The following is a 23,978-nucleotide window of genomic DNA, read 5'->3' as shown; positions in this document are numbered from 1 at the left end:
GTGTGGTATCAACTACAGATTGAACAATGCCATCGTAATGAGGTGGAATTACTGAGTGAGGCGCTGGAAGAAACCGGCGCTTTATCTATCACCTTGACAGATAAAAATGACGACCCTGTACTGGAGCCAGAGCCTGGAACCACTCCACTGTGGCCAGATGTGGTGATTAATGCGCTTTATAGCGATGAACAAGACGCTGAACAAGCAAAACAGCTACTCGCACCTCAACATACCCATTTGCATTTCAGCATTCAACACCTCGCTGATCAAGACTGGGAACGTGCCTGGATGGATGATTTTAAACCCCAGCGTTTTGGCGAAAGGTTATGGATTTGTCCTTCCTGGCTTGAGCCGCCAGAGCCTCAAGCCGTTAATTTGATTCTGGATCCTGGCCTGGCCTTCGGTACCGGAACTCATCCAACAACGTCTTTGTGCCTAACCTGGCTTGAACAAGCTGATTTAAGCAATAAAAAAGTGATTGATTATGGTTGTGGTTCAGGAATCCTTGCTCTTGCAGCCTTAAAACTTGGTGCAGCAAGTGTGCAAGCAGTTGATATTGATGAGCAAGCGTTACAGGCAACCCGGAATAATGCGCTTACCAATACGATAGAACCCCAACAATTGCAGATTGGATTTCCACAAAGCCTGAAAGCACCAGCCGATTTGTTGATCGCCAATATCCTGCTGGCACCCCTTATGAGTTTGGGAAATACCTTTAAGGAATTACTTAGCCCTCATGGCCTCCTGGTCGTTTCGGGAATTTTAGAGGAGCAAGCCAGTTCATTAATCGAAACTTATCAGGCTGATTTTACCCATTTATTAACGCATAACCTGGATGGCTGGTCTTTATTAGCCTTTGCACGTCGATAGAGGCAGTTACTATTTCTTACTATCTTGATGCTGGTTACTCAAGCTAGCGAAAATCACTGCCTTCTAAGGCCAGCCTGTAATTTTAACGTATAATGCCTTCTTATCTTATAGAGCAGAGCCTACTATGACCAACTCTCAAATGATTTCTTTTACTCCCAAACGAGCTTTATTAAGTGTTTCTGACAAACGTGGGCTAGTTAAGCTTGCCAAAGTCTTACACGAACAGGGAGTCGAGCTTGTTGCTACCGGAAATACAGCTGCCCTGCTTACCGAGCATCACTTACCGGTTACGGAAGTCAGTGCATGCACAACCTTTCCAGAAATGCTTGATGGCCGAGTTAAAACCTTGCATCCAGCGATTCATGCAGGATTGTTGGCCCGCGATAGTCAAGATGATCACATTCTAAATGAACATGGTATCCAGCGCTTTGATCTGCTGATTGTTAATTTATATCCCTTTGAACAAGTCATTAGTAATCATGATTGCGATTTTCAAAAAGCGATTGAAAACATAGATATCGGCGGCCCAGCCATGATTCGCTCGGCAGCCAAAAATCACGCCCATGTTTTTGTTGTAGTAACACCGGACGACTATGAATTGCTGGCAGAATGCGTCCAGGCAAAGAAAGTTTCGGCCAATTTGGGATTCAGCCTGGCGAAAAAAGCCTTCGCGCATACTGCAGCCTATGACGCAGCAATTGCCAATTATCTTGGTACTCTGAATGATGAAAAACATCCCAGTGGTTTTCCCGCTGTCTTAACTTGTCAATTTAATAAACAATATGAATTACGTTACGGAGAAAATCCCCACCAACAAGCAGTCTTTTATATGGATAAAAACCCGCCAGCTGGATCATTAGCCACCGCACAGTTAATCCAGGGCAAACAATTATCCTATAATAATTTGCTTGACGCAGATGCCGCTTTTGATTGTGTTAAATCATTTCCGCCTGAAACCAATACCTGTGTCATTGTCAAACATGGTAATCCTTGTGGCATTGCGATAGGTAACACGCCTCTTCTTGCTTATTTACGCGCTCAAGAGGCTGATCCGGTATCCGCTTATGGTGGTATTTTGGCTTTCAATCAGTTGTTAGATGAGGCAACTGTGCAAGCTATTCTTGAAAAACAGTTTCTTGAGGTCCTCATCGCTCCAGCAATCACTGAGGCAGCAAAGCGGATACTGGCCACGAAGCCCGCTATCCGCGTACTCATAACAGGGATCTGGCAACATAACCATGAATTTAAGCTAGATATGCGTCGAGTCGATGGTGGTTTATTAGTCCAGGAACACGATGATTTTGCAGTAAACAGCGATGAATTTATAACCGTCACCCGGAAAAAGCCTTCCGAGCAACAAAAGCAGGACTTACTCTTTGCCTGGTTAGCAGTAAAACATGTCAAATCAAATGCAATTGTATTTGCCAAAAATAACGCCACCATTGGAATTGGAGCCGGCCAAACCAGCCGTGTAATGAGTACGCGTATCGCTTTATGGCAGGCAGAACAAGCCGGTTTTTCTACTCTGGATTCAGTCATGGCATCTGATGCATTTATCCCCTTTGCTGACAGCATTGAAATAGCTGCCCAGGCAGGAATAGCTGCCCTCATTCAACCAGGTGGATCAATACGGGATAAAGAAATGATTGCTACGGCCGATGAGGCTGGAATTATCATGGTATTTACAGGATACAGGCATTTTAAACATTAGACGTCTTCAGAGGCAAAACCGCTTTTCCGGCAACGATGTTTTATATCCACCTGAAGAACCGTATCGATACCAATACGTTTTCCTTCCTGCATATTCAACATCGTTGCCTTGTCTTTATCGGCGCAAATAAAAAAACCGCAGCCATTTGTCCCGTCATATCGTCTGGATTGGCCGGAGGAGATGAGTAAATGGAGATCCAAATTTTCCAATCGGGCAGCAAGATGCTGGGCAGCAAAATCGTGATCCGTACCAATCTCTAAGCCAAAGGTAACATTTTCAATAGTAAACACAGGAGAAAACAAGCGATCTGACCATAAATCCAGGGTTTCTAATAAAAGATTTTCACCAGGTAGCGGCGTTTTACCAAAAAAAGCAACGTCAGGAATAGCAAGAGCGCCTGATCCATCCTCAAGACAAGGGAGCACCTCCAAACGCTGACAATGTACCGAGGATAATGCGTTAAGGAATTCACTCTCCGACGTTAATTCTTTCACCGTACTGTGTTGTTGTTCATTTTTATTGACAGTCAATAGATACCCTCCCCTTTTTATCAGTCTTAAACATTTGCCACTATAAAATACAGGAGCAATGTTTTGCATATACACTGACGGGATAAAATGATCTGAATGGGCTCGGAAATAGCTTTTCTCATCAGCAGCCAGTTTATCCACCGAAAGATAAATGCTACCTGGAATTAAAATAATCTGGGGGTATAGTGCACTGAGGGCCACCATTTCTCGCGCAAAATAATCCAGGGCAAGTGATTGAGGCAGGCATCCATGAGTTAGCAACCCACACCCACTTTTCCAGAAATCCCCAGGGCCTATAACCAGTGCGAGATGATCAGATACGGTGGAAGGTTGAACAGCTTCCATAGCCTGTTTGATGATCTCTGCCGCTTGAGTCAAGAGGGCCAGGGCTTGCGATTTTAAGTCTAATGTCCTATTAATAACGGGTTCAAATCCTTTTGGTAAAAAGTAAACCCTTAGTTCCATACACAGCTCTACAGCAAACCACTATATAAATTATAGGCAAATAATCACCACTTTGTTTTTTTTCTAACAAATTGATTTCAAAGAATTATTAAAAAATTGTCCTGTCGCGATAGGGATGTCATGCCTGGAGACTGTTTACATTTCGCTGGAAACAGTCCCCAGGCAGATCATCAGTATCTGTCATGGTTGAGTGCTTTGTAGATATCCATAAATGTTGAAACTGAGCTAATATTGATGGGAATATGTAATCGACGGGCAATATCGCTGGCAGAAAAAATACCTCGAATATGATGGAGTGTATTATCGATTACCAGAAAATGTTGGCTTCCTTCGTTTTTTAGCGTTTCTACAATATCTTTGACTTTTGCTCTTTGTACATCATTAAAATCAATCGCCTTCAATTGACTGCGAGGGGTCATCACTTCATTCACATAGATATCACTGCGCGGGGTGTGGTGATGAACACGCGACATGACTTTTTCGCCAATTAAATCACTATAGGCAAGCGTACCTATAAATTCTCCATCCTCCAAAACCAATTTCAATTTAACATGCGTCTTTTTCATTAAATCTTCGGCGGTAACCACATCAAGTGACTGATCAATGACTAAGGGCTCTGTCTTTTTAAAATCAGTAAAGATATCCAATGCAGGAGAATCCAGCGTTATTTCAAAAATCTCATCAGGAGTGATCAAGTGGTCAATCTTACTAACATCACAGGTTTTTAAAATCATGGCTATTCCTTGTACTTCAAAGAGAAATAAATACAACTGTCAGCCTTAAATATAAAAAAGCTATCAAGGGTAGAATAATTTTTTTAGTAAAAAAAATCTATAAATTCAGTTAGATCGGCAATGACTTCTTTTATCTTGATCAAGTCACACGATTTGACAATATACCCACCAGGGTATATAAGAACTAATAAAATGGAGAGCTACCATGTCAAATTATCCCTCACACGAAAAACAAATTTCACGTATCAATCGCGTTGTTGGTCAACTGGAAGGCATTAAACGCATGATTGAAGATAAACGCTATTGCGTAGACATTATGTCCCAGTTACGTGCAGCACGTAATGCTATTAAAACGATTGAGTTGGGCGTACTTGAAACCCATATAGGACATTGTGTGACTGAAGCCTGTTGTAGTGGTAATGACGCCAATAAGGAAGAACGGATTCGTGAGATTATTAATCTGTTGCAAAAATATGAATAGGTGAACCTATGAACCACAAACACCACCATAAAGAGCAGGACAACATCACAACAGAAAAAAAGAGTTGCTGCCATCATCACCAGCATCCTACTCCTGCCCCCCAGCAACCGACTCGAAGCAAGGGGCCAACTATTTATACCTGTCCCATGCATGCAGAAATCCGTCAGGAAAATCCAGGTAACTGCCCTATTTGTGGTATGGCGTTAGAGCCTGAAACCGTGTCTGCAGACGAAGAGCATAACCCGGAATATGAGGCTATGAATCGCCGATTCTGGATAGCTTTAGTGCTTAGCCTGCCAGTATTCATACTGGCTATGAGTGAGCATGTACTCAATCAATGGTTACCAACCCATCTCTCAATTTGGATCCAAATGATTCTGGCTACACCGGTTGTCGCAGGGTGTGGCTGGCCGTTCTTTCAACGGGGCTGGCAGTCCCTTCAAACCGGTCATTTGAATATGTTTACCTTGATTGCTATAGGTACTGGTGTAGCCTGGGGCTATAGTGTGATAGCCACCCTATTTCCTGGTATTTTTCCCTCTTCTTTCCGCAATGAAGAAGGATTGGTTGCCGTGTATTTTGAAGCAGCTGCCGTTATTACCACATTGGTTTTACTTGGCCAGGTATTGGAATTAAAAGCACGGGCCCAAACCGGCGGAGCCATTCGCGCTTTATTACAATTATCTCCCACCACCGCACATCGCCTTGACGAAAATGAACAAGAAACGGAGATAGATCTTGGCCATATTCAGGCAGGCGATTTATTGCGCGTACGCCCGGGGGAGAAAATACCGGTCGACGGTGAAATCGTCAACGGCAGCAGTTATATCGATGAATCGATGATTACTGGTGAGGCAATGCCCGTAGCGAAAGCAAAAGGTTCCCGGGTTATTGGTGCTACCTTGAATCAGACAGGCAGCTTTACCATGAAAGCAACTCATGTTGGCCACGACACCATGCTGGCTCGAATCGTCCAAATGGTTAGTGATGCACAACGCAGCCGAGCCCCTATCCAACGCCTTGCTGATGCTGTCGCTGGCTGGTTTGTCCCCCTGGTTATTTTCATTGCTATTATTGCTGCAATTTGCTGGGCAATGTGGGGGCCTCAACCTGCTTTCAGTTACGCTCTCATTGCTGCTGTTTCCGTACTCATTATTGCCTGCCCTTGTGCCTTGGGACTAGCCACCCCCATGTCAATTATGGTTGGCATTGGTAAAGGCGCCAGTCAGGGCGTACTTATTAAAAATGCCGAAGCATTGGAACAGATGGAAAAGGTAGACACTTTAATTGTTGATAAAACCGGTACACTCACTGAAGGTCGTCCAAAATTAACCCAAATCGTTACCCTCCCTGACTGGTCAAAAGATGAACTATTAGCTTTGGCAGCAGCCCTTGAAAATAATAGTGAACACCCTCTTGGATATGCCATTGTCAGCGCTGCGAAAGAAAAAAATCTGGCTTTTTCACCAGTCACTGATTTTGAAGCAGTGATTGGTAAAGGGGTTCGGGGATTAGTCAATGGACGCCCTATTGCAATTGGTAATTTGAAATTAATGCCAGCCTCAGAAAGTACCAATCAGTCGCTGTTTGATCAGGCCGAGGCTCTACGCAGCGAAGGAGCTTCGGTGATGTTCATGGCAGTGGAGCATCAAATTGCTGCCATTCTGGCAGTGACAGATCCCATTAAATCAACAACGCCTGCTGCAATTAGTACTCTTCAGCAAGAAGGCATTGAAGTGGTCATGCTAACGGGTGACAGCCAAAAAACCGCCGAAGCCGTCGCTGCCAAACTGGGTATTACGCAGGTTGTCGCTGAAATTATGCCTGAAGATAAAGGCCGGATTGTAGCCCAATGGCAACAGCAAAATAGAGTCGTTGCTATGGCGGGTGATGGGGTAAATGATGCCCCTGCACTGGCAAAAGCTGATATTGGTATTGCGATGGGTACTGGTACGGATGTGGCGATAGAAAGTGCCGGCGTTACTTTGCTATACGGCGATTTACAGGGCATCGTGAAGGCACGCCTTTTATCCAAAGCAACGATGCGCAATATACGCCAAAATCTGTTTTTTGCTTTTATTTACAATGCGCTGGGTGTTCCAATAGCAGCAGGGATTTTATATCCCGTCATGGGTCTGCTCTTAAATCCCATGATTGCGGCAGCAGCCATGTCGCTTAGTTCGGTCTCAGTCATTATTAACGCGCTGCGTTTGCGATGGGAAACATTTGAAAATAATCCATGCTCGCCAAGACAATGAACAGAAAGAATTTAGCGCACTTATTTGGGTATTACCACTCGGAATGGTATTATTTTGTTCAGCTATTATGACTGATGACAACCACAGCATAACAGGGCTGTCTTGCAAGGAACGCTCGATAGTATTGATTGTAATAACACCGCTTTATCTTGACGATAACGATCGGTCTATTTGGAGCGTTAAAAGTGAACATTTTTATTCATAAGATCTTCAATAAGTCTTTCATGTCGATTCTGGCACTCATGAGTTTTACTTACCCCTTATTTGCCGCTGCCAATCATCAACATAGCACGATGGACCATACAAAACATTCACACGCAGCCAAACAGAATGGTCCCTCTACTGTGAAGCTCACTGTACAAAAAATCCTGACGAAGGGAGGACAACAGGTTGTTACTATTAAATTAACTGATATTCAAACGAATCAACCGATTAATCTGAATGATTTAAATGAGGTGCACACAAAAAAAATACATTTATTGATTATCGATGATAATTTAAGTGATTATACCCATACCCACCCACAAGCAACCAAGAAAGCGGGTGTTTATCAATTTACATGGCAGCCCACAAAAAAAAATGCCACTTATCGCATTTGGGCGGATCTGGTACCAACAAAAACTAACCGGCAAGAATATGTAATTAGCAATCTGCTTGGCGCCCCTCAAAATACGCCAAGAAGCGCTCACCAACTTGCCAAGGAAAACACCCTCGAGGGTTACACGTTCAAATTATCCTTTGATCAAAAGCAATTGAAAGCAGGAAAGCCAGCCCTGGGCACAATTCATATCACGGACACCAAAGGCAATCCTGTCCGCTCCCTGGAGTCCGTCATGGGGGCTTATGCACACATTGTAGGTTTTAATGACGACTTTAAAACAATCGTTCACATCCATCCAATGGGTGCCGAACCACAGAAAAGCTCCGATCGTGGCGGACCTGAATTACAATTTCATCTTGTTCCTGAAAAAGCCGGTTTTACCAAACTCTATGCCCAGGTAAAAATTAACGGTAAAGAATTATTCGTTCCCTTTGGTATTAAGATTGATAACTCCTGATCTTTTAGGATCAGGAGTACTTAGGGTATTCAACAGCTAACGGTCTAAGCCGCTCTTGTCATGAGTGAATACCCTCTCCCCATCTAATCCGGCTGAAAGGGTGTATGATAACTCTCTTCTTCGTTCTTGACAGGAGAAACCATACTCTGTTGAAGCCAATTTTCTGGATCTATTCCTGCCTGGGCAACCATTGACATTAGCTGAGCCAGCTCTCTTTTTAGCATTTGTTGTTCGCTACTGAGACGGTGACAAGCCGCTTGCAAGGTTTCATTTTCCTCTTTAATTTCGACTATCGCGGTTTCTAGCTCATGAAGATGATCTTTCTTACGAACTCGCGACTTGCGGGCAGATAAGAGATTAGACAAACGCCTGAGCTCTTGTTTCTCCTCGACAGAAAGAAACTCTTTTCTTTCTTTTAAATTTTCAAGTTGTTGTTCATAGAGCGCATATTTTTCCCCCTCTTTGCTCGTTTTATCCGTTTTTTCTGGTAAGGGGAAGAAGGCATAAGGACCTGCTAAACGACTGTGCCGATTAGAGCGAATGACGCGATTATTCGTTGAAGTAATCAATGGCTGTTGTAAAGAAGAGTCGGTGTCAAATTCGAGAAGGTTGTTATTTATAAACGGCGGCGCGTCTACTTGAAATCCAATGGATCCCTGCGCCAGGACTTCTTCCTCTTCTTCCTCTTCTTCCTTGATTTGAGTTGCAGGTAATACAAGCTCTGGTAAATAGTATTCGGCATACTCTGCTGAAACAACAGGTGCTAATAACCGTTGTTGCTCACGATAATTCCTGGAATAATCTTCCCATACTTTCATTGAAGTTTCTGGAGTAGAAGAAGGGTTTTTCACTGCACCTATCAGAAATTCTAAAAGAGAACTTTGGAGGCTGGTAAGTGCTATCAAGTCATCTTTATTGGGGAACTCATCAGGATATAGAGCAAGAAACGTCGTTAAGAAATCTTGTGTCGCCTGTTGCGTCTGGTAAAACTCAAGCATTTATTTCCCCCATCATTAGCTCAAACTCAAACGAATCAGTCTAACAGGGGAAAGATTAAGGAATTCTTAACAATTCCTTAACCTTTAAAGGCCAGGCCGCCGCCATCCAGTTTGTTATCCCTCTCGGGCTCTTTGGGCTTTTCCTGGATGTCATGGAGGTCCTTTTTGATTTGCCTGCATTTTTCTGTCGAATCAACTTTTTCTACTTTAACTGGACCGATTGCTTTGACCGCCTCATCCCGAATATCACTAACGGCAGTTTTAATAAGATTGCCAAGAGGTTTTAAACCAAAGCTGTTTTTTATAGCAAAACCAATTCCCTCAAACGCATAGGAAACCGCTGAAGCAAGGCCCTTGAGAGGGTTCCAACCCACTTTTCCTATCACATCATTGCAACGTCTACCAAAATCTTGCAACGCTGTCCCTACAGCCGATAAAACCCCGCCACCCAGATGGCCTAAACTAAAAGTAAAATCAACTGTTTCCTTAAGCAAACTAAGCCCGGCGTGAATAAACTCTGCCATGACTATTCGTGGCACGGAGGTTTCTTTCACTTGAAAATGGCGATCATGTTTCGCTAATAACCCACGTAACATGAGGGGTAACTGGCTAACACTTGCTGCTTCCGTCAAATGTTTATAATGTTCTTCAACCTTATTTAAAACTTTATCGTATTTATCTTGCGGTGAGCCAGGTTCATTTTCAATGATGTTTTTCACTTCATCACGTAACGCTTGCGCTTTACCAGCCTGACTTCTTTGTGAAAAAGCAAGTAACTCCGATTTTTCTCGCTCATATTTAAAAGTAAGTCGATAAACGTCTTTTTCAAGAGCTGCCAACTTAGCGACATCAGGATCAAGATTTTTCGCCCCCTCTGGCAACATGCCAGGGAACATTTGTCTCACCGTAGAACAAGGTTCTGTAGAATACACACCACCTGGCTCACCCACAGTTGGCTCTTGACGTTCATCCAAGCCAACCCCACGCGCACTCAAACGATCAAAAAGCGCCGGATCTTCATCTTTTAATTGCTTTAATTCCTTAATCACATCTTCAGTCTTGGAAGCACTGTCATCAGGAAAATGGGGATCTTTCTGATTCTGTTCAAATAAATAGTTAAAGACTTTAGGGTAAGATACTTTAAACAACTCCCGCTCAAGTTGGTTAACAAAAAAATCAGAATTTTTTACATAAAAATCAAGATGATTGTTTAAGCTTCTCACATCCCTAGGCACGGGTATTCCATCTACAAGCTTCACTGTTTTACCCGACTTCAAATAAGCCTCCCGTTCTTGATGATGTTGATTAAATAACTTCAACATCTCTTTACTTTGTGTTTCGGGAGGGAATTGCGATATGTCAGAATAGGGATCCCCTGCTTTTTTTGGATCGCTGGTAACCATCTGCGGCATTTTGCCATCTTTAAAAGTCGTACCATGTTGGGTTAAAAATTGATAAAGAGAATGCCACATAATTTTTGCACCACTCTGCATGCTATCCTTCTTAATCTTTGTCGTATCAGAATGATTACCATACATAGGGAGCATAGATACCTGGGTATTTGGTGAGGCAATAATAGCCCGTGTCATATCTTGCGGTTTGAAATCGCGACGCATTTCATCCGTTTGTAATACGGCTACATAACTCTTTACATTATCCGGAATAACTCTCCTGTCCATTACCCCTTTGTCACTCATCCCGGCAACGGGATCCATAGCAAAAATATTAATCTCTAAATTCTTTAACTTTCTTAGAACTTCAGCTCCTTTTGGACTTAAGTTATCTTTTTTTGCCTCTGCCTCTAATGCCAATTCCAATTTTTTCAACCGATTGGCAATCTCGATACAAGTCACGGAGCCACGGCTAAAACCGCTTAAATTAAGGGTATTTTTATCATCTTCTTGTTTAAGTAACCATTTTACAACGTCGTTTACCGATTCTTTTGCATTGGGTGTGACTTCTTTACCCAACATGCCAGGCCCCTCTCGTACAAATCTGTCCTCAGGAGGTATAGCCTCGGAAAATTGAGAAATGATATTCTTTTTCTTCATGGTACTTTTTTCACCAGTACCAAAACAAAACCCAGTAAATGTAGCCATAATGAGGAATCAGTAGGTAACTTAAGATTAGTATAGATGACAAATAATTAAGCAATTATTAGCAAAGACAAGAAAAATGATTAATTTTGTTATTTCACAACAGCGGATTATTTTGAAGAAGCGCGGATCAGGAGTGCCGAAAAGCACTCCTGGCAGGTAAAAACATTAGTCATCCAATAACCCAAGTGCCTTCACCGTATCACGTTCTTGACGTAGTTCATCCAGTGTTGCATCGAATTTGGCTTGACCATAATCATTAAACGACAAGCCTTCCACCACACGAATTTCCCCGTGTTCGCGGCGGCAAGGGAATGAGAAGATCAAACCTTCATCCACCCCATACTCCCCTTCAGAGCTACGGCAAACCGAGAAAGATTCATTGGCTACCGTATCATTCACCAAATGGTTAACCCCTTGAATAATCGCGTTTGCAGCCGAGGCAGCCGAAGACAATCCACGTGCTTTAAGAATTGCTGCACCACGTTGCTGAACGGTACTCACAAAAGTATCTTTTAGCCACGCCTCATCTTTAATCACTGTCGGTACTGGTAACCCATTAATTTTCGCGTTATAAAAATCAGGGTACTGAGTTGAAGAATGGTTACCCCAAATCGTCATTTGACTGACTTTAGTAATATCAACCCCTGCTTTTTGGGCAAGCTGGGTGCGTGCACGTAACTCATCCAGGGTGGTCATTGCGTAAAATCTATCATTCGGTATATCCCTCGCATGATGCATGGCAATCAGGCAATTGGTATTACAAGGGTTACCAACAACAAAGACACGCACATCATCCGCAGCATAATCGTTAATAGCCTGGCCTTGTTTAGTAAAAATGCCGCCATTAATTTGTAATAAATCAGAGCGCTCCATTCCTTGCTTGCGTGGCACAGAACCAACCAGTAAAGCCCAGTTAACGCTTTGCATAGCCTCATTCAGATCAGACGTGCAGACAATACGTTTCAACAAAGGAAAAGCGCAATCATCCAACTCCATTGCGACGCCTTCCAGTGCTGGCAAAGCCTGTTCCAGTTCGAGTAAATGTAATTCCACATCAGTGTGGGGACCAAACATTTGACCAGAGGCAATTCGAAACAGCAAAGCATAACCGATTTGCCCCGCAGCCCCGGTTACAGCAACTCTAACGCGATTGTTCATGATTTTTTTCCTCGTTTAACCATTGTTTTACTAATAAAAGCGCCGCAATGCTACGCGCTTCAGAAAAGTCCGGCCGCGCCAACAATTCTTTCCAGGCGCTTAAGGGCCACTCCACGACCACTGGCGGTTCAGGTTCGTCCCCAGGCAAAGGAGCCGTGTATAATTCACGCGCCACAACCAGCTCAAGACGCGCCCCAAAATAGCCTGGCGCTAATGTCATGGATTTGAGCCAGTCCAACTGCCTTGCTCCCATACCCACTTCTTCACGCAATTCGCGATTCGCCGCATCAAGGGAAGACTCCCCTTTTTCAATTAACCCTTTAGGAAACGCTAATTCATAAGAATCAGTACCTGCAGCATATTCCTGCACTAACAGCAAGGATTCTCCTGGCGTAATGGGCACCACCAACACTGCTCCATGGCCATGACTACGTATACGTTCATACACCCGTTTTGCACCGTTAGCAAAACGAAGATGCATTTGCTCGATAGTAAACAGTGATGACTTGGCAATCACTGTTTTCTGTGTGCAGACTGGTTTTTCCCGCATTCTCACCTATTACCTTTCGCACGCTATCCCAGAGTTAATTGTGTAAATTCACTGTAAGAATCAAAAGCTCAGGATTTTGTGGTAAAATTTCCGTCATGATACTATTGCCTTTCTCAACAAGCCAGTCTGATTTTTAAAACGATGTTCCCTACCTCTTTGTATATCCATATACCCTGGTGTATCCGTAAATGTCCTTATTGTGACTTTAACTCTCATAAGAGTCCCGCATCCTTGCCTGAAGAATCTTATGTAAAGGCTTTGCTTGCTGATTTTAAAGCGGATCTTGACCATTTTCCTGCCCGGAAAATTCATAGTATTTTTATTGGGGGCGGGACACCGAGCTTATTTTCAGCCCAGGCCTATGACTCTTTATTTAACCAATTACAGCAATTAGTGGAATTCTCGACTGACATTGAAATTACGCTTGAAGCCAATCCCGGGACAGTCGAACAGCAACGATTTAATGACTATCGTCGCTTAGGTATCAACCGACTATCCCTGGGAATACAAAGTTTTAACCCCATTCATCTACAGGCCTTAGGACGTATTCATGATGACCAGCAAGCCCATAAAGCCATCGCAGCAGCGCGTCAGGCAGGCTTTGATAATATCAACATCGACATCATGTACAGCTTACCCAGGCAATCCGTTGCGGAGGGGTTAGAAGACTTGCATAAAGCACTGGCCCATCAACCCGAGCATTTGTCGTGGTATCAGTTGACCATTGAACCGAATACTGTGTTCTATAAGAAACGCCCTCCTTTACCTAACGAGGAAGAGGCCTGTACGCTGGAAGAACAGGGATTGGCATTATTGGCTGCCCACGATTTTAAACGCTATGAAATTTCAGCCTTTTGCCAACAAGAAAAATTGGCCAGACATAATTTAAATTACTGGCTTTTTGGGGATTATTATGGCATTGGTGCTGGTGCACATGGAAAAATATCGCTTGGCCAAACCATCTATCGTACAAGGAAGCAACGACAACCAGCCGATTATCTCGCCTTAGATAAAGCCTTTCTTGTTGAGCGAGAAGTAGTTACACCTGATTCCTTGTTGTTCGAATTTATGCTCAATGCGACGCGCCTGGAACAGGCCATCCCCCACACTCTCTTTAGCGAACGTACGGGACTCCCTTTTGACCGCTTACGCCCTCTTTTAGTCCATGCAGCCAGTAAGGGACTTATCACCATGGATGAGCAGTTTTGGCAAATTACCCCGTTGGGGCGCCGTTATACTAATGATTTACAGGCTTTATTTCTGCCCGACTAATACGGTTATCGTCCCTAAGCATTTTTAATAACCGACAAGTGGGTTATTTCATTTCAGTTTTGTCATTGCCTGGGCGTTGTACCCTGTTTCCTGTTCTGTCCCGCCTGCGCGGCAACCTGTTTAATTAATAGGGAAAATGTTTTTTGCAATCAATATGTTCAATGAATAAACATCACGCCTTCCCTCTGACTTACTTTCCTTATAATTTCATTCTTTAGGTTGTGATAAAAACTTCACAAGTATATTGCTTTCCTCGATAATGAATCTTTCTTTTGCTAGGAGGCATCATGTTAAGCGCCCTGCTATTTATTTTTGTCGTTGTTATTGCTTATTTAGCTGGCTCAGTCTGTTCTGCAGTCATCGTCAGCCGTATTTTTTCTCTCCCTGATCCACGCGTTACAGGTTCACAAAATCCAGGGGCAACCAATGTATTACGCCTGGCAGGCAAAAAATATGCGCTCATTGTTTTGATAGCCGATATGCTAAAGGGCCTTCTACCGGTCGTGTTAGCCAAAGCACTGGGAGCAGGGCCCGCTACCATCAGCTTTACCTGTTTTGCTGCAGTGATGGGACATATGTATCCCGTCTTTTTTAATTTTCAAGGCGGCAAAGGCGTTGCTACCGCGATTGGTGCTTTATTAGGATTCCATTTTATTCTGGGAGTCATGGTGATTGCGACCTGGCTTCTGGTTGCCAACTTTAGCCGTTATTCGTCTCTAGCCTCCATGGCTTCCATTGCGCTAGCTCCTGTTTATGCCATAGTCACCATGAGCGGTATGGAGACTTTGCCCCCCCTGCTCTTTATTGCCATGTTTATCCTTTATAAACATCGTGAGAATATTACTCGCTTAATCGATGGTGAAGAACCAAAAATTCGTTTTGAAAGCCATTCGCTCAATGAAGAAATCACCGCCGCCTTGAAAGAACAGGTTGAAGAAGAGAAAATAGAGCGGGCTGAAGAATTGGAGCACAAGAAGGAATTAAAGCACTTGCAGGCTCTGGACAGTGAGGCGTCTACTGCAGCGCCCAAAGAGAAGCCTAAAAGCCCCAGGAAGAAAGTAACTAAAAAGCCCAAGGCCTAAAACCCTCTTGCAAAAAGGACTCCTGGCAAAAAGGTTTTACTGTTCAGCCAAAGGCCACCGCGCTTTGACGTCGATGGCCTGGCTACTATCCTTTTCCCCACGCGCCAAATGCAAATACCCGGCATACGCCACCATAGCACCATTGTCAGTACAATATTCGGTGCGGGGAAAATAAACCTCTCCCGGCAATCCTTGCATGAATGCTTTTAATGACGTTCTCAATGCCCGATTGGCACCCACGCCGCCAGCAACAACCAGACGGCGATTTGCAGTCTGTTGCAAAGCTCGCTTACATTTAATTAATAAGGTATCGACCACTGCCTGTTGAAAGGCTTTTGCTATCAAGACCCTGGCATTATCATCTTTGGCACTGTTGTTCCAGGTCGTCAGTGCATGTGTTTTAAGACCACTAAAACTAAAATCCAGCCCGGGCCTATCCGTCATAGGGCGTGGAAAGGGGGGCAATGAATGGCCCGTTTCAGGCACTGCCTGATCAGCCAATCCTGCCAAAATAGCGCCTCCCGGGTAAGGAATACCCATCAGTTTCGCCGTTTTGTCGAAGGCTTCACCCACTGCATCATCAACCGTATCCCCCAATAAATGATAATCCCCCAAACCCCGCGCCTCTATTAATTGGGTATGCCCCCCTGAAACCAGCAACACTAAAAAAGGAAAATCAAGCTGCGGGGAATCCAGTTTTGCCGCCAATAAATGCGCCTCAAGATGATGAATTGCCAAAGCAGGCTTTTTGAGGCCCAACGCTAAACTCTTGGCAAAACAGGCCCCTGTTAGCAACGCGCCAATCAAGCCCGGCCCTGCCGTATAGGCAATCGCATCAATAGCCGTTTTATCCAGATTGGCCTGCTGCAAAACCTCGTCCACCAAGGAGACTAAATATTTGACATGATCACGTGAGGCCAATTCCGGTACGACACCACCATAACTCTGGTGAGTCGCAATTTGAGAATGAAGTGCATGCGCTACCAAGCCTTTTTCAGAATCATAAATCGCCACGCCTGTTTCATCGCAGGATGACTCTATTCCCAGTACTCGCATCAACACCTCTATCAATTCAAATCATGCCCATCAATTATACGGAAAGAGGCAGCGAACGCCAAAAACAAATACAATAGACCTCTAAACCGCGCAGGTTTTTAAAGAAGTCTCCTTTTCTCTGCTATCGACAACTCCATTCAGGCCAGGAAATCCCGTATAAACCATGGGTAAAACAAGTTTTTAGAGCCATTATAAGCGAATTCACAAATAACTCTGCAAATCTAAGTGACAATAAACTTGACGATTGCATCAACTGGCACTAGAATTGCCAGCCTATTGTGTTCAATTAAATCAGAGGACTAAATTAATGCCTACCGTTCGTGTGAAAGAAGGCGAAAATCCTGAATACGCACTACGTCGTTTCAAGCGCTCTTGTGAAAAAGCTGGAATTCTTACTGAGTTACGTCGTCGCGAGTTTTATGAAAAACCTACTGCTGAGCGTAAACGCAAACAGGCTGCTGCAGTCAAACGTCATCTTAAGAAAATTTCTCGTGATACGTCTGCTCGTCGCAACGTTAAGCATAGACGCAAGTAATTATGACTATTAAAGACCGCCTTAGTAACGATCTGAAAGACGCCATGCGTGCCAGAGACAAAAAGACGCTGGATACCTTGCGTCTTGTTACTGCTGCAGTCAAGCAAGTTGAAGTTGATGAGCGAATTGTTGTTGATGAAGAGCGAATGCTTGTCATCCTCGATAAACTTGCCAAGCAACGCAAAGAATCAATTGCTCAATTCCAAGCTGCGGGACGTGATGATTTAGTCGCGCAGGAACAATTTGAATTGGATCTTATCAGTCAGTATTTACCTGAACCTTTGTCTGAAGCTGATATTGAAGCGCTTATCGCCCAAGCTCTTGCTGATGTAGGCGCTGAAAAAATGAGTGACATGGGTAAAGTAATGGCGCAGCTTAAACCGCAATTACAAGGGCGGGCTGATATGAGCAAGGTTAGTGCGATGATAAAGGCCCGACTGAGTTAGCCTGCTATCATGTCTGGCTTAATCCCGCGGCCATTCATTGACGAACTCCTCCATCGAACAGATATCGTTGAGTTGATCGATGGGTATGTGCCGCTTAAAAAAAGTGGCCATAGTTTTGTAGCCTGTTGTCCCTTTCATAGCGAAAAAACCCCTTCCTTCAATGTTGTCGCGAAAAAACAGTTTTATCACTGCTTTGGTTGTGGTGCGAGTGGTAATGCCATTAGTTTTGTGATGAGTTATCTCAATCAAGGCTTCACGAACGCCGTTGAAACCCTGGCTTCCCGACTAGGGATGCAAGTACCCCGAGAAGGCGATTCCGAAAAAAATCAGCAATCGCTGAGCCTCTACCAGTTATTAAATCGCGTGAGTCAATTTTATCAGAAAACGTTGAAAAGTCAGGGGCAAATTGCGATTGACTACCTGCGCCAACGCGGCCTTAGCGGCGAAATAGCCAAATTATACCAATTAGGCTATGCACCACCCGGATGGCAAACATTAGAAACTCAATTTAAAAGCAATAAAGCCGAACTGATTACGACGGGCATGCTTATTCAAAAAGAAGATGGCAAAACCTATGATCGCTATCGCCATCGAATTATGTTTCCCATTCATGATCGGCATGGCCGGATTATTGGTTTTGGTGGACGAGCCATTGATGCCAGCCAAAAACCTAAATACTTGAATTCACCCGAAACAACCCTTTTTCAAAAAAGCCGCGAGCTCTATGGCTTACATCAAATACTGCAACAACAGGTTACCATTGATGCCATCCTGGTTGTTGAAGGCTATATGGATGTAATCGCCCTGGCCCAATACGGCATAACCAATGCTGTTGCTGCCTTGGGAACCGCAACGAGTACTTACCATATTCAACTCCTGAGCAAGCATACCAAACAGCTGATTTTTTGTTTTGATGGTGATGCAGCAGGTCGACAAGCCGCCTGGCGAGCCTTGGAAAGTTGCTTGCCGCACTTAAATAATGGCCTTGATGCCAGTTTTATTTTTTTACCCGAAGGCCAGGATCCCGATAGCCTGGTTCGTGCCGAAGGCCAAAATGCCTTTAGGGAACGCCTGCAAAAAGCGACGCCTTTAAACCGTTTTTTCCTTGATACCATCGCTGCTGCGATTGATACCCACAGTGCTGCGGGTAAAAGCCAGCTCATCAACGCCGCCAAACCTTATCTGCTCAAAATGCAAGAAGGTCCCTATAAGCAATTATTGGTGGATGAAATAGCCCGCATGACGCGTATCGAAAATCATCGTATTAGCCAACTTATTCAGGATCAGGGCAGTGAAAAAATAAACGATATCAAGACGATTACCCGCTCGCCTCTTCGGCTGGCCATTGCACTTCTTATCCAGCACCCGGAGGTTTTCGCCGCATGCCCATCCGAAATAAGCTTTGAATGGGTTGACAGCAAAGAACAGGAAATTCTGCAAAAGTTACTCCAGCATATTGCTCAATATCCTGAAAGCAATACAGCGTCCCTTATTGAACTGTGGCGTGATACCGCTTTCTTTGAGCCGCTTAGCAAATTAGCAGCGTGGGAACACCAAGTCCCTGAACAGGCTTTAACGAAAGAATTTATTGATATTATTCTATTCTTACAAAAGCAGAATTTAGAAAATAAAATTAACCAATACATTGCAAAATCCAGAAATCAGGGCTTAACTATTTCAGAGAGGCTGGCATTGCAAGAAATGTTGCAACGACGGCATCAAACAGCCCATGACAAAAATTAACGCAGAATATACTGGCATGTTTGTCATCTGGGGTTTATAATCAAAACCTTTTTGTAATCACTCACCCGATAAGTGCCTATGACCATGAATGACCAAGAACAACAGCGCTCGCAAATCACTAAAGTCATCAGCTTAGGTAGAGAGCAGAATTACCTAACTTATGCCCAGATCAACGATCTGCTACCCAATATCGTTGATACGGAACATTTTGATGTCATCATCTCTATGTTGGAAGGCATGAATATCAAAGTATTCGAACTCCCTCCCAGTGATGACGAGTTGGCGCTGCTGGGTAACACTGAAGAAATACCCGAGGATGTCGAAGAAGCTGCGGCTGTTCTTGCTTCTGTGGATAAAGAGACAGGACGTACTACTGATCCCGTGCGAATGTATATGCGTGAAATGGGTACTGTCGAGCTCTTGACCCGCGAAGGTGAAATACGCATTGCCAAGCGCATTGAGGAAGGCATCTATCAAGTCTTAAAATCATTGGCGCATTATCCTGAAACGATACAACTTATCCTTGAAGATTATGAGCGGGTTCTGGTTGAAGAAATACGTCTTAGTGAAGTCATTAGCGGCTTTGCCGATGACGATGAAGAAGCACCACCAGCGAATATCGGTTCCATGCTCGACGAATCTCAACAGGAAGACATAATCGTTAGTGATGTCGATGTAGAGGATGAAGAAGGTGAAGGCGGCCTGGCCGAAGCTGACGATGGCCCCAATCCTGAACAAGCCAAGATTTATTTCGATGAATTACGTGAGAATTTTGATAAAGCGATGGTGGCGATGCAAGCCAATGGCCGTACCGCTAAAAAAACCATCGAACTGCTGGATGTGATGTCCGAATCGTTCTTGAAGTTAAAATTAACGTCAAGGCAAGTTGATCGCTTAACTCGTCACTTCCGACAATTACGAAATCATATTCGCGAGTTTGAGCGCAGCATCATGCGGCTTTGTATTGAAAAAGCGCGCATTCCCCGCAAGCTCTTTATTGACACGTTCCCTGGTCAGGAAACGGATATGAGCTGGCTTGAGACGCTGATTAGTAAGCAAGCGAAAAAGCTGGATATAGGGCGCATTGAAGAATATAGCGAAGAAATCAAACGCCTCCAATCAAGACTGGTTGCCTTTGAAGAAGAATATGGTTTAACCATTGCTGAAATTAAAGATATTAACCGCAAGATGTCTATTGGCGAAGCAAAAGCCCGCCGTGCCAAGAAAGAAATGGTGGAAGCCAACTTGCGTTTAGTGATTTCAATTGCCAAGAAGTACACCAACCGCGGCTTACAGTTCCTTGATTTGATTCAGGAAGGCAACATTGGCCTAATGAAGGCCGTTGATAAATTCGAATACCGCCGTGGTTATAAGTTCTCAACCTATGCTACCTGGTGGATTCGTCAGGCCATTACGCGTTCCATTGCAGACCAGGCACGTACGATTCGTATTCCCGTGCATATGATTGAGACGATTAACAAGCTCAATCGAATTTCACGCCAGATTTTACAAGAAACAGGGCGCGAGGCAACACCGGAAGAGCTGGCAGAGAAAATGGATCTCAGCGAAGATAAAATACATAAAGTATTAAAAATCGCGAAAGAACCTATTTCAATGGAAACCCCTGTCGGTGACGATGACGATTCACACTTGGGTGATTTTATTGAAGATAATAATATTGAATCGCCGATTGATTGCGCCACCGCAGAAGGATTACGTGAAGCCACGCTGGAAATTCTGGAAACCCTGACGCCACGCGAAGCGAAAGTATTGCGTATGCGTTTTGGTATCGAGATGAATACGGATCATACGCTGGAAGAAGTGGGTAAACAATTTGACGTGACCCGCGAGCGGATCCGCCAGATTGAAGCAAAAGCCTTACGAAAATTGCGCCATCCTTCCCGCTCAGAGAAGCTCCGTAGCTTCCTCGAGGGTGATGACACCTAATGGTATCCTGATTGTTGGGGAATACGCCTGTTTTCCTCAACAATCAGGCTAAAAAACTAAAAATCTTGTGGAATTAAAGCGTTATTACCATTACAATGGCAACTCTTCGGGCCCATAGCTCAGTTGGTTAGAGCAGCGGACTCATAATCCGTTGGTCCTAGGTTCAAGTCCTAGTGGGCCCACCAATTTAAGCCATAAAATCAACAAGTTACACTTGACATCCTAAATCCCCAAAAATCCCCTTCGGGATTTCTTCGGAATCTGTGTTCAAAATCTAAAACGAAATTGCACTATTACAGGACTTTTAACCCTTTCAAACTGTTAATAGTGAGAGCAAGTAGCCTGGGTGAAACGAAGTGAAACCCGGGTTGCGGTCCTGCAGACCTTCACGCAGGCTAGGTTTACTAATATGCTAGTACTCACCTCTTTTAAAGAGAGCGGGCGATTTTTTTCGTCCCATTGTTCCAAACTCCTCTGTTTGGTTACCGCAGGACGACCACTACAGTGGATATAATCGTCGACCCAGGCATCTAAATCAAGTCGATCAAAAGCTACGCCCTGATTACCAATAGGTATTTCCAGTAAATTAGAGCGAACTTCCTCATTAAAACGATGCCTATCCATGCCCAAATAAGATGGGGCATCTCTAAGACGTATCAATCTTGGTAATATCTGGAATCTACAATGTGATTAGCATCGCTTGTGGTACAGCCATTGAAGTAGCGGCCTTTGAGCTGTTGGCCCGGCCCAGGGAAGTCAAGGTTAATTATTTGGGCTGCGATATCAATAAAACAGAGAAGCTACCTCCTTTTTGAATGATCAGATAAGAGCAAAGGACAGTCCCTTTATTGCCAGAGAGCTATTGCTTTCTTTGCTTACTGACTATTATGAGCAACCCGAAAATTCCCACCTCTTGAGTTGTTAGCAACAACCACGCCGCTCAGACTGTACAGGCCGTTGCTGGCTACAGGCCCCTTTTTATTGCTCATTAATATCACTGTGTGCATAGATAATTAATGGATTATAATTAAACAATTATTCCAAACAGTGATCTTATCCTATGCGCAGAGAAAAAAGACCAGTTTTTTTTCCCACCGCAGCAAAGCAACCGACTGTCATTTTAACCAATTATATCCATTTCGATGGCATAGGGGACTTTAATCACCTGCTGGATATTATGGAAGCCTTTATGCCCTTGACTACCCAATTAGGCATCAGAGTCGTTCCCCTGGTGTTGTGTCTTAGTGAAAAGAGGCTGATGGTCGTCAATAAAATTGAAGAGCGTTGCCCTGGATTGCAACCTTTTATATTTACCGTTGATGGTCGTTACCCACCTGATTTGATACCCTTATTCGAAGAATTTTTAGCTAGCAACAACAAGTTGCAAAAAATGCTTAACAGAGCTTTGAGTATTTTCCAAATTTCAACTGCCATAACAAAAGAGCAAAAAGACCTTTTATTAAAATTTTGCCAACCGAATATCCCTATCGTAAATATTAGTGAACAAGCTGGATTACGTACCACAGCGATGTTTAGTGTCATGAGCCAGGTGGATGAGAGAGATCGCCCTGTGAGTGCTTTAAAAAATATTAATGATCGGTGGATGGGGCTAGAGGATAAAACCCATTGCTATGGCGTTAAAATCAAAGCACCTCTTGAAATGAATAAGGCAGAAGCCATCCTAACGCTAGAAAATACTGATTTTATGCGTGTACTGCTAGGTCACTCTGACCCTCAATCGACACCCTCAGAAGAAACCGCCACAGAGTTTCTGCGTACTAACCAGCTAATCCCAGCTTACTTACAATCACAAATGAGTATTATGAAATTTATATACTTCTGCCTTGAACAACCATCTCTGGCTGGCAGTAGTGATCTTACTTTTTATATTAATAATTATAACAATCTTTTTCATCCGCGATGTAAGATGGAGTTTACCCAGGAACTTGAAGCGAGTCATGTACGTTTATCAGCCACAAGAGTTATCGAAGATGAGATCCTGGTCCCTCTTTTTGAAGCACTCTTGATTCAGGATCCTCATTTTCATCACTTGAAGGATTTAGGAATTGCTAGCATTGAAATCAATTCGAATGGAAATAGTCGAACGATGGTTTTGGACTCAGCGGGTTCTACTTCACCTAAGAGAACAATTAGAATTTTGACTGATTTTAATCTAAACGACCATGATTATGATTATTTATTCCATATTGCCAGTTCTGTCGTTGGGGTCTCTGGTGATAATACCCTTGAAAAGGCACTGTCTCATGATAAATTGCCTGTTTTGCAATCAGAAGAAAAATATACCTTTGAACGAGGTATGCAGGCATTGTGTCAATTGGCCCAGGATTATCTTCCTGATATTTCTGCGGCGGTACAAGAAGATTTAGAAAGATTCTTTACTAGAAAAAATATGAGACTTGACAAGCATTCCCATTGGTCTGAACTCTTAGCCATTGATCTGGCTATTTTATTAGAGCATTGGCAGAGAGTGACCGCCGAATTACGAGTTAAAAATAATTTATATCATAATTTGGATCATATCTTCTATGAAGCCCTTTTGCATATGTCGGCGGCGAAGGGAGACATCGCTCTATTAGATTTAATTTATGAATATCTCCCTACAATAGATTTTACCATCCCCAATAAACTCGGTAGCACAGTCCAGACAATCGCAGCAGAAAATGGTCACGAAAATTATTTGCAAGAGCTATCGAGATTAGTTGACGTGCAAAACACAACAGCCATGGAAATTGAGAAAAAAGTGGTCCTTTAGTCTCAGACCTGCCAGGAATTTATATTTTGAGGAGTTAGCATAATATCTATAGAAACCCATAGTTTTTATCTAAACTTAGCAAGTAGCCTGGGTGAAAGGAAGTGAAACCCGGGTTGCGGTCCTGCAGACCTTCACCCAGGCTTGTATCTTTAAAAAGTAGGCAGAAATGCTTAATCTCAAGGGCACTTGGGATGGGAGAAGAGAGCTTGTAT

The 23,978-nt window shown here is 43.6% G+C and carries 20 protein-coding genes and 1 tRNA gene; 13 read left to right on the top strand and 8 right to left on the bottom strand.

Annotated elements, in window-relative coordinates:
• A complete protein-coding gene (gene prmA / locus ACN4Z1_RS02290) occupies positions 1-870 on the top strand; it encodes a 50S ribosomal protein L11 methyltransferase (RefSeq protein ID WP_228363015.1) in 870 nt (289 codons plus the stop codon).
• A 124-nt stretch (positions 871-994) separates the two neighbouring features.
• Entirely contained in the window at positions 995-2,581 is a 1,587-nt protein-coding gene (purH, locus tag ACN4Z1_RS02285) for a bifunctional phosphoribosylaminoimidazolecarboxamide formyltransferase/IMP cyclohydrolase (protein WP_228363016.1), read from the top strand.
• Here purH and ACN4Z1_RS02280 read toward each other — a convergent pair.
• A complete protein-coding gene (locus tag ACN4Z1_RS02280; RefSeq protein ID WP_228363017.1) occupies positions 2,578-3,576 on the bottom strand; it encodes a hypothetical protein in 999 nt (332 codons plus the stop codon). The two genes, purH and ACN4Z1_RS02280, sit on opposite strands and share 4 nt — an antisense overlap.
• A gap of 170 nt (positions 3,577-3,746) precedes the next feature.
• On the bottom strand, positions 3,747-4,310 hold the full coding sequence (locus tag ACN4Z1_RS02275) for a CBS domain-containing protein (RefSeq protein ID WP_228363018.1): 564 nt from the start codon (positions 4,308-4,310) through the stop codon (positions 3,747-3,749).
• A 205-nt stretch (positions 4,311-4,515) separates the two neighbouring features.
• On the opposite strand from ACN4Z1_RS02275, the gene ACN4Z1_RS02270 reads away from it, so the two are divergent.
• The 3 genes from ACN4Z1_RS02270 to ACN4Z1_RS02260 all read left to right on the top strand — a co-directional run bounded on the left by ACN4Z1_RS02270 (position 4,516) and on the right by ACN4Z1_RS02260 (position 8,107).
• Complete coding sequence (locus tag ACN4Z1_RS02270) at positions 4,516-4,791, top strand: metal-sensitive transcriptional regulator (RefSeq protein WP_228363019.1); 276 nt, start codon at positions 4,516-4,518, stop codon at positions 4,789-4,791.
• A gap of 8 nt (positions 4,792-4,799) precedes the next feature.
• The gene (locus ACN4Z1_RS02265) at positions 4,800-7,049 is read left to right on the top strand and encodes a copper-transporting P-type ATPase (RefSeq protein WP_419388133.1); all 2,250 of its coding nucleotides are present in this window, start codon (positions 4,800-4,802) and stop codon (positions 7,047-7,049) included.
• Positions 7,050-7,234: 185 nt separating this feature from the next.
• Positions 7,235-8,107: a hypothetical protein gene (locus ACN4Z1_RS02260; protein WP_228363022.1), complete on the top strand. Its 873-nt coding sequence runs from the start codon at positions 7,235-7,237 to the stop codon at positions 8,105-8,107.
• Positions 8,108-8,190: 83 nt separating this feature from the next.
• Here the strand turns inward: ACN4Z1_RS02260 and ACN4Z1_RS02255 are convergent, their stop codons facing one another.
• The 4 genes from ACN4Z1_RS02255 to nudE all read right to left on the bottom strand — a co-directional run bounded on the left by ACN4Z1_RS02255 (position 8,191) and on the right by nudE (position 12,912).
• Positions 8,191-9,105, bottom strand: a complete 915-nt coding sequence (locus tag ACN4Z1_RS02255; protein ID WP_228363023.1) for a bZIP transcription factor — start codon at positions 9,103-9,105, stop codon at positions 8,191-8,193.
• A 77-nt stretch (positions 9,106-9,182) separates the two neighbouring features.
• Positions 9,183-11,204 carry a DUF5621 domain-containing protein gene (locus ACN4Z1_RS02250; RefSeq protein WP_228363024.1) on the bottom strand — a complete coding sequence of 674 codons (2,022 nt, stop codon included), beginning with the start codon at positions 11,202-11,204 and terminating at the stop codon, positions 9,183-9,185.
• A 165-nt stretch (positions 11,205-11,369) separates the two neighbouring features.
• On the bottom strand, positions 11,370-12,362 hold the full coding sequence (locus ACN4Z1_RS02245) for a malate dehydrogenase (RefSeq protein WP_228363025.1): 993 nt from the start codon (positions 12,360-12,362) through the stop codon (positions 11,370-11,372).
• Positions 12,346-12,912 carry an ADP compounds hydrolase NudE gene (gene nudE / locus ACN4Z1_RS02240; RefSeq protein WP_115222038.1) on the bottom strand — a complete coding sequence of 189 codons (567 nt, stop codon included), beginning with the start codon at positions 12,910-12,912 and terminating at the stop codon, positions 12,346-12,348. Before nudE ends, ACN4Z1_RS02245 begins: the two co-directional genes overlap by 17 nt.
• Before the next feature lie 141 nt (positions 12,913-13,053).
• Between nudE and hemW the strand changes: the two genes are divergently transcribed.
• A complete protein-coding gene (gene hemW, locus ACN4Z1_RS02235; protein ID WP_228363026.1) occupies positions 13,054-14,184 on the top strand; it encodes a radical SAM family heme chaperone HemW in 1,131 nt (376 codons plus the stop codon).
• Positions 14,185-14,471: 287 nt separating this feature from the next.
• Entirely contained in the window at positions 14,472-15,266 is a 795-nt protein-coding gene (plsY, locus tag ACN4Z1_RS02230; protein WP_115222040.1) for a glycerol-3-phosphate 1-O-acyltransferase PlsY, read from the top strand.
• A 36-nt stretch (positions 15,267-15,302) separates the two neighbouring features.
• Here the strand turns inward: plsY and tsaD are convergent, their stop codons facing one another.
• Complete coding sequence (gene tsaD / locus ACN4Z1_RS02225; RefSeq protein ID WP_228363027.1) at positions 15,303-16,322, bottom strand: tRNA (adenosine(37)-N6)-threonylcarbamoyltransferase complex transferase subunit TsaD; 1,020 nt, start codon at positions 16,320-16,322, stop codon at positions 15,303-15,305.
• A 307-nt stretch (positions 16,323-16,629) separates the two neighbouring features.
• Here tsaD and rpsU point away from each other — a divergent pair, with 307 nt between their 5' ends.
• The 5 genes from rpsU to ACN4Z1_RS02200 all read left to right on the top strand — a co-directional run bounded on the left by rpsU (position 16,630) and on the right by ACN4Z1_RS02200 (position 21,178).
• Complete coding sequence (gene rpsU / locus ACN4Z1_RS02220; RefSeq protein ID WP_026069641.1) at positions 16,630-16,857, top strand: 30S ribosomal protein S21; 228 nt, start codon at positions 16,630-16,632, stop codon at positions 16,855-16,857.
• Between the two features lie 2 nt (positions 16,858-16,859).
• On the top strand, positions 16,860-17,303 hold the full coding sequence (locus ACN4Z1_RS02215) for a GatB/YqeY domain-containing protein (RefSeq protein ID WP_115174573.1): 444 nt from the start codon (positions 16,860-16,862) through the stop codon (positions 17,301-17,303).
• A 9-nt stretch (positions 17,304-17,312) separates the two neighbouring features.
• Positions 17,313-19,046 carry a DNA primase gene (dnaG, locus tag ACN4Z1_RS02210; protein WP_228363028.1) on the top strand — a complete coding sequence of 578 codons (1,734 nt, stop codon included), beginning with the start codon at positions 17,313-17,315 and terminating at the stop codon, positions 19,044-19,046.
• Between the two features lie 78 nt (positions 19,047-19,124).
• Complete coding sequence (gene rpoD, locus ACN4Z1_RS02205) at positions 19,125-20,993, top strand: RNA polymerase sigma factor RpoD (protein WP_115222044.1); 1,869 nt, start codon at positions 19,125-19,127, stop codon at positions 20,991-20,993.
• A gap of 108 nt (positions 20,994-21,101) precedes the next feature.
• Positions 21,102-21,178: transfer RNA gene (locus ACN4Z1_RS02200), tRNA-Ile, on the top strand.
• A gap of 136 nt (positions 21,179-21,314) precedes the next feature.
• Here the strand turns inward: ACN4Z1_RS02200 and ACN4Z1_RS02195 are convergent.
• The gene (locus ACN4Z1_RS02195) at positions 21,315-21,653 is read right to left on the bottom strand and encodes a hypothetical protein (protein ID WP_419388134.1); all 339 of its coding nucleotides are present in this window, start codon (positions 21,651-21,653) and stop codon (positions 21,315-21,317) included.
• Between the two features lie 400 nt (positions 21,654-22,053).
• Between ACN4Z1_RS02195 and ACN4Z1_RS02190 the strand changes: the two genes are divergently transcribed.
• Complete coding sequence (locus ACN4Z1_RS02190) at positions 22,054-23,766, top strand: hypothetical protein (protein ID WP_228363030.1); 1,713 nt, start codon at positions 22,054-22,056, stop codon at positions 23,764-23,766.
• Positions 23,767-23,978 lie beyond the last annotated feature (212 nt).

It is taken from the genome of Legionella sp. ST3F1 (assembly GCF_048553315.1).
Classification (GTDB): domain Bacteria; phylum Pseudomonadota; class Gammaproteobacteria; order Legionellales; family Legionellaceae; genus Tatlockia; species Tatlockia donaldsonii.
This window is presented reverse-complemented; position numbering and strand designations above follow the sequence as displayed.

Coding starts and splice junctions, on each gene's coding strand:
- purH (WP_228363016.1), top strand. CDS start 995: ATGACCAACTCTCAAATGATTTCTTTTACTCCCAAACGAGCTTTATTA.
- ACN4Z1_RS02280 (WP_228363017.1), bottom strand. CDS start 3,576: ATGGAACTAAGGGTTTACTTTTTACCAAAAGGATTTGAACCCGTTATT.
- ACN4Z1_RS02275 (WP_228363018.1), bottom strand. CDS start 4,310: ATGATTTTAAAAACCTGTGATGTTAGTAAGATTGACCACTTGATCACT.
- ACN4Z1_RS02270 (WP_228363019.1), top strand. CDS start 4,516: ATGTCAAATTATCCCTCACACGAAAAACAAATTTCACGTATCAATCGC.
- ACN4Z1_RS02265 (WP_419388133.1), top strand. CDS start 4,800: ATGAACCACAAACACCACCATAAAGAGCAGGACAACATCACAACAGAA.
- ACN4Z1_RS02255 (WP_228363023.1), bottom strand. CDS start 9,105: ATGCTTGAGTTTTACCAGACGCAACAGGCGACACAAGATTTCTTAACG.
- ACN4Z1_RS02250 (WP_228363024.1), bottom strand. CDS start 11,204: ATGGCTACATTTACTGGGTTTTGTTTTGGTACTGGTGAAAAAAGTACC.
- ACN4Z1_RS02245 (WP_228363025.1), bottom strand. CDS start 12,362: ATGAACAATCGCGTTAGAGTTGCTGTAACCGGGGCTGCGGGGCAAATC.
- nudE (WP_115222038.1), bottom strand. CDS start 12,912: ATGCGGGAAAAACCAGTCTGCACACAGAAAACAGTGATTGCCAAGTCA.
- hemW (WP_228363026.1), top strand. CDS start 13,054: ATGTTCCCTACCTCTTTGTATATCCATATACCCTGGTGTATCCGTAAA.
- plsY (WP_115222040.1), top strand. CDS start 14,472: ATGTTAAGCGCCCTGCTATTTATTTTTGTCGTTGTTATTGCTTATTTA.
- tsaD (WP_228363027.1), bottom strand. CDS start 16,322: ATGCGAGTACTGGGAATAGAGTCATCCTGCGATGAAACAGGCGTGGCG.
- rpsU (WP_026069641.1), top strand. CDS start 16,630: ATGCCTACCGTTCGTGTGAAAGAAGGCGAAAATCCTGAATACGCACTA.
- ACN4Z1_RS02215 (WP_115174573.1), top strand. CDS start 16,860: ATGACTATTAAAGACCGCCTTAGTAACGATCTGAAAGACGCCATGCGT.
- dnaG (WP_228363028.1), top strand. CDS start 17,313: ATGTCTGGCTTAATCCCGCGGCCATTCATTGACGAACTCCTCCATCGA.
- rpoD (WP_115222044.1), top strand. CDS start 19,125: ATGACCATGAATGACCAAGAACAACAGCGCTCGCAAATCACTAAAGTC.
- ACN4Z1_RS02190 (WP_228363030.1), top strand. CDS start 22,054: ATGCGCAGAGAAAAAAGACCAGTTTTTTTTCCCACCGCAGCAAAGCAA.